We start from the raw sequence: 7,687 nt of genomic DNA on the forward strand, positions 1-7,687 counted from the left end.
AAACAAAAAAAGAAAAAAAACGCCCCCCCCCCCCCCCCCCCCCCCCCCCCCCCCCCCCCCCCCCCCCCCCCCCCCCCCCCCCCCCCCCCCCCCCGCCCCGGTTACGTAGACAAGTTGGTAACCCTCTTGTCTTGCAGGCTATTTGACTGTCAATCAGGCTTGGCCTCCAGAGGAGTTCCGGAGGGGGGACCATGAGTCCGAGGCAAGGTTCTGGGCGGATCTGCGTCGTTCTGGGGGTGGCTGCGGCGCTGTCGGCCGGTCTCGGCGGGGTGCTCCCCGCCTCGGCGGCCGCACCGGAGGGCGTGGTCCAGGGTGCCGGGTCGGCGAGCGCCGTACCGGGCAGCTACCTCGTCGTGCTGAAGGCACCGGCGGCCGGCGGCCGGTGGGCGGCGAGCAGTGCGGCGGGGCTGGCGCAGGCGTACGGGGGGAAGGTGCGGCGTACCTACGACGCCGCGCTGCAGGGGTTCTCGGCGGACCTCACGGAACGGCAGGCGCGCCGCCTGGCCGCCGATCCGGCGGTGGCCCTGGTCTCGCAGAACCGGCGGGTCCGGCTGGACGGCACCCAGACGGAGCCGGACTCGTGGGGCCTGGACCGGATCGACCAGCGCCGGTTTCCACTCGACAACCGTTACGTCTACCCGGAATCGGCGGGGCGCGGCGTCACGGCGTACATCGTCGACACCGGTGTGCGCATCACCAACGAGGAGTTCGAGGAGCGGGCCTCGTACGGCTACGACGCCATCGACGGGGACAACGTGGCCGAGGACGGTCACGGGCACGGCACGCATGTGGCGGGGACGGTCGCCAGCAACGTCTTCGGGGTCGCGAAGTCCGCGAGGATCGTCGCCGTCAGGGTCCTGAACGACGACGGCGAGGGCACCACCGAGCAGGTCGTGGCGGGCATCGACTGGGTGACCGGGCACGCCGCCAAGCCCGCGGTGGTCAACATGAGCCTGGGCGGCGACCCGGACCCGGTGCTGGACGCGGCGGTGGCCAACTCGATCGCCACCGGCCTCACCTACACGGTGGCGGCGGGGAACGACAGCGTCGACGCGGGCGGGCACTCGCCGGCCCGGGTGCCCACGGCCATCACCGTCGGGGCCACCGACTCGGCCGACCAGCAGGCGTCCTTCTCCAACCACGGTCCGCTGGTGGACCTCTTCGCGCCCGGCGTGGACATCGTCTCGACGCAGAACTGGAGCGACTACGGCGGCTTCGGCATCTCCAAGTCGGGCACCTCGATGGCGTCCCCGCACGTGGCGGGGGCCGCCGCGCTCTACCTGTCGGACCACCCGACCGCCACGCCCGCGCAGGTGGGTGCCGCGCTGACCGCAGCGGCCACCACCGGCGCGGTCGGCGGCGCCGGGCCGGGCTCGCCCGACCGGCTGCTCTACACCGGGACCGTGCCGAACCGGCCGCGCGGCCCGGTGTTCGCGAACTCCACCCGGGTGGAGTTCGAGGGCAAGGTCACGGTCGAGTCCCCGGTCACCGTCACCGGGGTCGCGGGTAAGGCACCGAGGGACCTGGAGATCCCGGTCGACATCGAACACGGCTGGCGCGGGGACCTCAAGGTCGAGCTGGTGGCGCCCGACGGCGCGGTGTTCCTGCTGAAGGACGAGGTGATCTGGGACGGCAGCCCGGACGTCGTCATGCGCTTCGGCGTCGACGCCTCGGCGCACACCGCCAACGGCGTTTGGCGGCTGCGCGTGACCGACCTCTACGGATACTGGCCCGGGGCGATCAGGAGCTGGGCCCTGCGGTTCTGACGGTCCGCGAGGCTCCATCCGCCCTCGGGGCCGGCCGATCAGCCGGCCCCGAGGACGGCCGCCTCCTGCCGGATCAGCTCGCGCAGGGCGGCGAGCCGGGGCCGGTCGTCGTCCAGCCGCCACTGCATCTCCAGCGGCAGGGTGGCCCGGTCGGCGAGCCGGATGGTGACCACCTCCTCGGTCAGATGGCCCGCCATCGAGCCGGGGACCAGCGAGAACGCCCGGTTCTGGGAGAGCAGGTAGAGCCGCGAGCCGACGATCCGTGGCGGGCTGACCAGGACGGGCGGCTCGACGCCGCGCGCCGAGCAGAGGCCGAGCACATGGTCGTAGTACCGCGGATGCTGCTCCCGGGACCAGAGCAGCAGCGGCAGGTCGCGCAGTTCGTGCAGGTGGACGGCGTCCCGTCCGGCGAGCGGGTGGTGGCGGCTGAGCGCCACCTGCACCGGCTCGTCGGCGAGCTTCTCCCGCCGGTAGCCGGACACCTCCTCCAGGAAGCGGCCGAGGCCGATGTCGGCGAGCTCGGCGGCCAGTGTCGACGAGACGTGGCCGGTGTCGACGGCCAGTTCCGCCGGCTCCAGCGCCGGCAGCTCCCGTTCGGCCCGGCTGACCACGGCGGGCAGCAGCCGGTTCATGACGCTGGGGGAGGCGACGATCCGGGCCGTCCCCCTCCGTGACTCCTCGTGCAGCCGTACCCGGGCGAGCAGGGAGCCGGCCTGTTCGAGCAGCCGGGCCGACTCGGTGGCCATCACCTCGCCGGCCGGGGTCAGCCGCACCGCCCGCCGGCTGCGGTCGAAGAGCTCCACGCCCACCGTCCGCTCCAGCCGGGCCACCTCCTGGCTGACCGTCGGCTGGGAGATGTGCAGCCGTTCGGCGGCGCGGCCGAAGTGCAGCGTGCCGGCCACCGCGAGGAAGACTTCGAGCTGACGCAAGGTGAAACCCATAGGCAGAAGCCTATGGGAAGGCTCAGGACTCATTCTGGATACCGATGGGCACGCTCTCTAGGCTGAGCCCGAGTTGCCACACCGTGGTGGCATCGCAGAGAGGTCGTGCCATGACCGGACTGCCCATCCGAATCTCCGACGAAGTCGCCCGGGCCGTTGCCGCCGGCGCCCCCGTCGTCGCGCTGGAATCGACCATCTTCACGCACGGGCTGCCCCGGCCGCGCAACCTGGAGGTCGCGCTGGAGGCGGAGGAACGGCTGCGGGCCGCCGGGGTCGTCCCGGCCACGATCGGCGTCTACGCCGGGGTGCCCACGGTCGGGCTCGGAGCGGACCGGATCAAGGAGCTGTCCGAGGCGGACGACCTCGACAAGGCGAGCCTGCGCGACCTGCCGGTGGTCGCCGCGCTCGGCCGGCACGGCGGGACGACCGTCGCCGCCACCGCCTTCCTCGCCCACCGGGCGGGCATCCCGGTCTTCTCCACCGGCGGCCTCGGCGGCGTGCACTTCGGGGCGTCCGAGAGCTTCGACGAGTCGGCCGACATGACCACGCTGGCCGTCACGCCCATCACCGTCATCAGCGCGGGCGTGAAGTCGATCCTCGACATCCGGGCGACCCTGGAGCGGTTCGAGACGCTCAACATCCCGGTCATCGGCTACCGGACCCGCCAGTACCCCGGCTTCTACGTCACCGACTCGGGCCACCGCATCAACTACCGCGTCGACTCGCCCGAGGAGGCCGCCCGGGTGATCGCCGCCCGGGACGGCCTGGAGCTGACCCAGGCCGTGCTGATCGCCAACCCGGTCGACCCCGCCAAGCAGCTGCCGCCGCAGGAGCTCGACGCCCTGCTGGCCCGCGCCTGGGCCGAGGCCGAGCGCCAGGGCGTCACCGGCAACGCCTCGACGCCGTTCCTGCTCGACTTCATCCGGCGCGACACCCAGGGCCGCAGCCTGGACGTCAACGTCGAGGTCTACCGGGGCAACGTCCGGCTCGGCGGGCAGATCGCCACCGCGCTCGCCGCCCTGCGGAACGAGGCGTAGGCGCATGCTCGGAGTACTCGGCGACCTCGTCGAAGACATCGTCGTCTGGGTCGACGGCCCGCTCCGGCACGGCACCGACACCAGCGCCCGGGTCTTCCGGCGGCGCGGCGGCAGCGCGGCCAACGTCGCGGGCTTCGCCGCCGGCCAGTGCCCCGCGCGCTTCCTCGGCTGCGTCGGCGACGACCCGGCCGGGGACGCCATCGTCGCCGAACTCGCCGGCCGCGGCGTCGACGTGAGGGTCGCGCGGAAGGGCAGGACCGGCTCCGTCGTCGTGCTGATCGACCAGGCCGGCGAGCGGACGATGCTGCCCGACCGGGGCGCGGCCCAACTGCTCGACACCGTCCCGGACGCCTGGCTGGACGGCCTGACCCACCTGCACGTGCCCGCCTACTCCTTCGACGGGGAACCGGTCGGCACCACCGCCGTCGACGCCCTCCGGCGGGCCCGCCGGGCAGGCTGCACCACCTCGCTCGACGCGTCCTCGACCGGCATGCTCGGCCAGTTCGGCCGCGAGCGCTTCCTCGCCCTCGCCACCGAGCTGGCACCCACCCTGCTGTTCGCCAACCGGGAGGAGTCCGCCTTCCTCGGCCTGCTGGCCGGCGGCCGCCCCGGGCCCGGGCGGGCGCGGCTGGCGGCCACCACCGTCGTCACCAAGTCCGGCGCGGAGGCGACCGTGGTGGACGCCCCCGGACAGGCGCCGTTCGCCGTGCCCGTCCCGCCGGTCGGCGAGGTCCGCGACCTCACCGGAGCCGGCGACGCGTTCGCCGCCGGCTTCCTGGCCGGCTACCTCGCCGACGGCGACCTGCACGCGGCCGCCGCCCGCGGGCACGCGTGCGCGGCGAAGGTCCTGGCCTCGCCGGGGGCGTCCTGCGGCGAGGCGTGACACCGCGGCCCCGGAGGGGAGTAGGCCCCTGCTCCCCATCGCAGGGGCCTACTCGCCGTCCCAGGGGGTGGCGACCAGGACGGCGCCGCCGGCCCGGCGGGCGTAGCGGCAGCTGACGGGAAACCCGAAGTCGACGCGGACGGGGCCGGTGGCCGCCCGCAGGTCCGCGAGCCGCGCGTCCTCGGGCAGGCCGGCGGCGGCTTCCCGGAGGACGGAGTCGGCGGCCCGGGCCTCGGGCACGGTGACGGTGCCCACCGTCGGGGGGCACTCGTCCAGGGCCAGCCAGTACTCGGCGAGGCGGTTGCCGAAGGCCCGGGTGGCGGCGGGGGTGGCGATGGCGTCCGGCCCTCGCTCGATGCCGCTCCCGGCTTCCGCTCCGGCCGCGGTTGCGGCTCCCGTCTCGGCTCGCGGCTCGGCTCCGGTCTCGGCGAGGGCCCGGAGTGCGCAGTCGGCGACCTGGTGGAGCCAGGCCGGCAGGGACGGCGCGACCCGGACGGTGTCGGTGGCGTCCCAGAACCGGAAGACCGGCCCCCACGCCCCGGTGTCGTCGTCCACGTCGACGTAGGTGTGGCCGTCACCGTGGTCGGTGTAGACGAACCAGTGGCTCCCGGCGCCGCCGGCGTGGTCCACGTACCAGGTCGTGTCGTGACCGTGGTACCGGCCCTCGTTGTACGTGTGCGCGAAGTCGAGGTGCTCGTACGAGGCGTGACCGTTGACCGCGGAGCGCGTGACGGTGAACCTCACGCCCCCGACCGACCGGAGCAGCACCCGGATCTCCTCGGGCACCGGGACGGGCCAGGCGTCCATCCGCGCGTCGCCGATCCCCGGGTCGAGGGAGACCAGCCCCGAGGACCCCTCCGCCAGCCGGCGCAGCAACAGCACCGTCGCGGCGGTGTCGAATTCGGTCACGGCTGCCCCCGGTACTCGTGTCGTGGCTTTCGGGCCGACCCTATCGCCGGGGTCGGACAAACCCGGCGACAGGGGCTGACGCGGACGGTGGTCGCTCCGTTATGGTGAGTGACGGGTGAATCGACGGGCGGGAGGTCGGCGCAGTGGCGGTCACCGAGGTCAAGGTCTACCGGGACGAAGTGCGGCTCTATGCGACGCGGCGCTGCGGGGGGCGGTTCGTGGCCGTCACCTCGGTGGAGCTGCCGGAGCAGGTCGAGGTCTACCGGATCAGGGACACCTGGGGTGAGGCGCTGACCTGCTCCGAGGCCGAGCGCGCGCGGTGGAGCGAGGCGGCGGGCACCTTCCTCGCCGCCGTGTCCCGCGCGTTGGAGGAGCTGTACCGGGCACACGGCGGCCATGACGCGGCGTTCGACCTGGACCGGGGCACGGGGGCCTGGCGCACGATCCCCGCCCCGCGCCACTGGCCCGGCTGGAAGCAGCGGGCCGTCGAGCGGTCGGAGGCAGCCCAGCGTGCCTTCCTGACGGAGGTGCAGCGCGCGACCGAGGCCTACCGGCCGGTGCGGGAGGAGATCGACCAGCGCCTGACGGAGCAGCGCGCGGCCCGGCGGGAGGCCGAGCTGGCCCGGGCACGGGAGGCGCAGCAGCGCCGCGCCCTGCTGGACGAGGTGGCCGCCCGGCGGGTGTGGCTGTACGAGGTGGGCGAAGAGGCGGGGGAGGGTGACGACCCGGTCCCGCCCCCGGTCCCGGTCCGGGTCTTCCGGACCGACCTCCCGCCGGCCGCTGACGACCCGGCCGCGCTGCCCCAGGAGCCGCTGACGGCACCGGAGTTGGAGAAGGACCTGTACGCGTTGGCGCGCGCCCAGAAGGCCGCCGGGATCGCCCTGCGGTGGGACGACGCGGCCCGGACCGCCGTCGAGGAGGAGTGCCTGGCGCGGGGCGTCCGCGTCACCTTCGCCCAGTGGTGGCGTGAGGTGGCCAGGCACAGTTGGTCGGAGAAGCAGGACGGTCCGCAGCCGATCCCGCCGAGTCGGCCGAGCCCCGGCCCCCGGCCCAGCTACGGCGGCACCGGCATGGGCGGCACCGGCGGCTTCACGGGCGGGCACAGCTACGGCGGTTTCGGCGGCTTCGGCGGCTACTGACCCGCACCGCGCCCGGAGCCCGGTTGTCGGCGGGGGCAACTACGATGCGGACCCATGTCAGTCAACATCGATCTCCACCTCAGTATCAGCGAACTCACCGGACAGGAGGAGGCCGAGAAGGTTCTGAGCGCCGTCGTCGACCTGCTGCGGCAGGAGGGCATCGAGGACGAGGTGTCGATCGGCTGGGCGGAGGACGGGGGCGAGTTCTTCGTGACGGGCGAGAGCCGCTACGCCCTGATCATCACCCGGTTCTACCGCTGGCGGCCGATGTTCGAGGAGGCGGTGGCCGGTGCCGTGGCCGCGGTCGCGCCGGCCGCGAAGGCGACGATCACCTGGGGCTATCCCGACGAGGACGACTGATCGGCCCTGCAGGAGCTCTGACACGCCCACGGACGGTGGAGCGTCCACGGCCGTGAGCCGCCGTTCCGGTAGGGATGGCTCGTCCATCGCCCAATCCGGAAGGCCCGTCATGTCCTCGAACGCCTCAAAGTCGCTGAAGTCCGCCACCCGCGCGGCCTGTTCCGTCCTGCTGCTCGCCGCCCCGCTCCTGCTCGCCCAGCCGGCCGTGGCGAACAACGGGCCGAAGACGCCCGAAGAGTCCGCCGCCTGCCAGGGCGTCCTCAACACGCTGATCGGTGGCTCGCTGTTCGGCGCGGGGGGCGTCAGTGCGATCTGCGCCGTCCAGCCGTCCACCGAGCCCACCGACTCCGGCCAGTCCGCCTCCTCCGGCCCGTCGACCCGCGACGCCGTCAGCTACGACCTGCCGAAGATGCGGCAGGAGGTCGCCGACCTGCGGAGCAAGGCCGCCGCCCTGGACCGGCTCGGCGAGCACGAGGCGGCCCGGAAGGCCCGCGCCGAGGCCGACGCGCTTCAGCGCCGGATCGACGAGATCGTCCGGGCCGAGGAGAACAACTGACCGTTGCCGCCCGCCGTGGGGGGGGGGGGGGGGGGGGGGGGGGGGGGGGGGGGGGGGGGGGGGGGGGGGGGGGGCGGGGGGGGAGGGGGGGGGGGT

At 74.1% G+C, this 7,687-nt stretch carries 8 protein-coding genes; 6 read left to right on the forward strand and 2 right to left on the reverse strand.

What is annotated here, in order from left to right; all coding sequences use genetic code 11:
- Positions 1 to 191 precede the first annotated feature (191 nt).
- Positions 192 to 1,766 carry a S8 family peptidase gene (locus ACZ6NC_RS01645; RefSeq protein ID WP_465727811.1) on the forward strand — a complete coding sequence of 525 codons (1,575 nt, stop codon included), beginning with the start codon at positions 192 to 194 and terminating at the stop codon, positions 1,764 to 1,766.
- A gap of 38 nt (positions 1,767 to 1,804) precedes the next feature.
- On the opposite strand, the gene ACZ6NC_RS01650 is transcribed toward ACZ6NC_RS01645, so the two are convergent.
- On the reverse strand, positions 1,805 to 2,707 hold the full coding sequence (locus tag ACZ6NC_RS01650; RefSeq protein WP_465727813.1) for a LysR family transcriptional regulator: 903 nt from the start codon (positions 2,705 to 2,707) through the stop codon (positions 1,805 to 1,807).
- Positions 2,708 to 2,817: 110 nt separating this feature from the next.
- Here ACZ6NC_RS01650 and ACZ6NC_RS01655 point away from each other — a divergent pair, with 110 nt between their 5' ends.
- Together ACZ6NC_RS01655 and ACZ6NC_RS01660 are read left to right on the forward strand one after the other, a co-directional pair.
- The gene (locus tag ACZ6NC_RS01655; RefSeq protein WP_465727815.1) at positions 2,818 to 3,744 is read left to right on the forward strand and encodes a pseudouridine-5'-phosphate glycosidase; all 927 of its coding nucleotides are present in this window, start codon (positions 2,818 to 2,820) and stop codon (positions 3,742 to 3,744) included.
- Positions 3,745 to 3,748: 4 nt separating this feature from the next.
- Positions 3,749 to 4,627 carry a carbohydrate kinase family protein gene (locus tag ACZ6NC_RS01660; protein ID WP_465727817.1) on the forward strand — a complete coding sequence of 293 codons (879 nt, stop codon included), beginning with the start codon at positions 3,749 to 3,751 and terminating at the stop codon, positions 4,625 to 4,627.
- Positions 4,628 to 4,675: 48 nt separating this feature from the next.
- Here the strand turns inward: ACZ6NC_RS01660 and ACZ6NC_RS01665 are convergent, their stop codons facing one another.
- Positions 4,676 to 5,536, reverse strand: coding sequence for an SMI1/KNR4 family protein (locus tag ACZ6NC_RS01665; RefSeq protein WP_465727819.1), 861 nt, complete (start codon positions 5,534 to 5,536; stop codon positions 4,676 to 4,678).
- Positions 5,537 to 5,679: 143 nt separating this feature from the next.
- Here ACZ6NC_RS01665 and ACZ6NC_RS01670 point away from each other — a divergent pair, with 143 nt between their 5' ends.
- The 3 genes from ACZ6NC_RS01670 to ACZ6NC_RS01680 all read left to right on the forward strand — a co-directional run bounded on the left by ACZ6NC_RS01670 (position 5,680) and on the right by ACZ6NC_RS01680 (position 7,591).
- Complete coding sequence (locus ACZ6NC_RS01670) at positions 5,680 to 6,675, forward strand: hypothetical protein (RefSeq protein ID WP_465727821.1); 996 nt, start codon at positions 5,680 to 5,682, stop codon at positions 6,673 to 6,675.
- Positions 6,676 to 6,729: 54 nt separating this feature from the next.
- Positions 6,730 to 7,035 (forward strand): hypothetical protein, encoded by a 306-nt coding sequence (locus ACZ6NC_RS01675; RefSeq protein WP_465727823.1) that lies wholly within the window; start codon positions 6,730 to 6,732, stop codon positions 7,033 to 7,035.
- Positions 7,036 to 7,144: 109 nt separating this feature from the next.
- Positions 7,145 to 7,591, forward strand: a complete 447-nt coding sequence (locus tag ACZ6NC_RS01680; RefSeq protein ID WP_465727825.1) for a hypothetical protein — start codon at positions 7,145 to 7,147, stop codon at positions 7,589 to 7,591.
- The last annotated feature ends 96 nt before the right edge of the window (positions 7,592 to 7,687 follow it).

The sequence above is a fragment of the Kitasatospora sp. NPDC041988 genome (genome assembly GCF_055588525.1).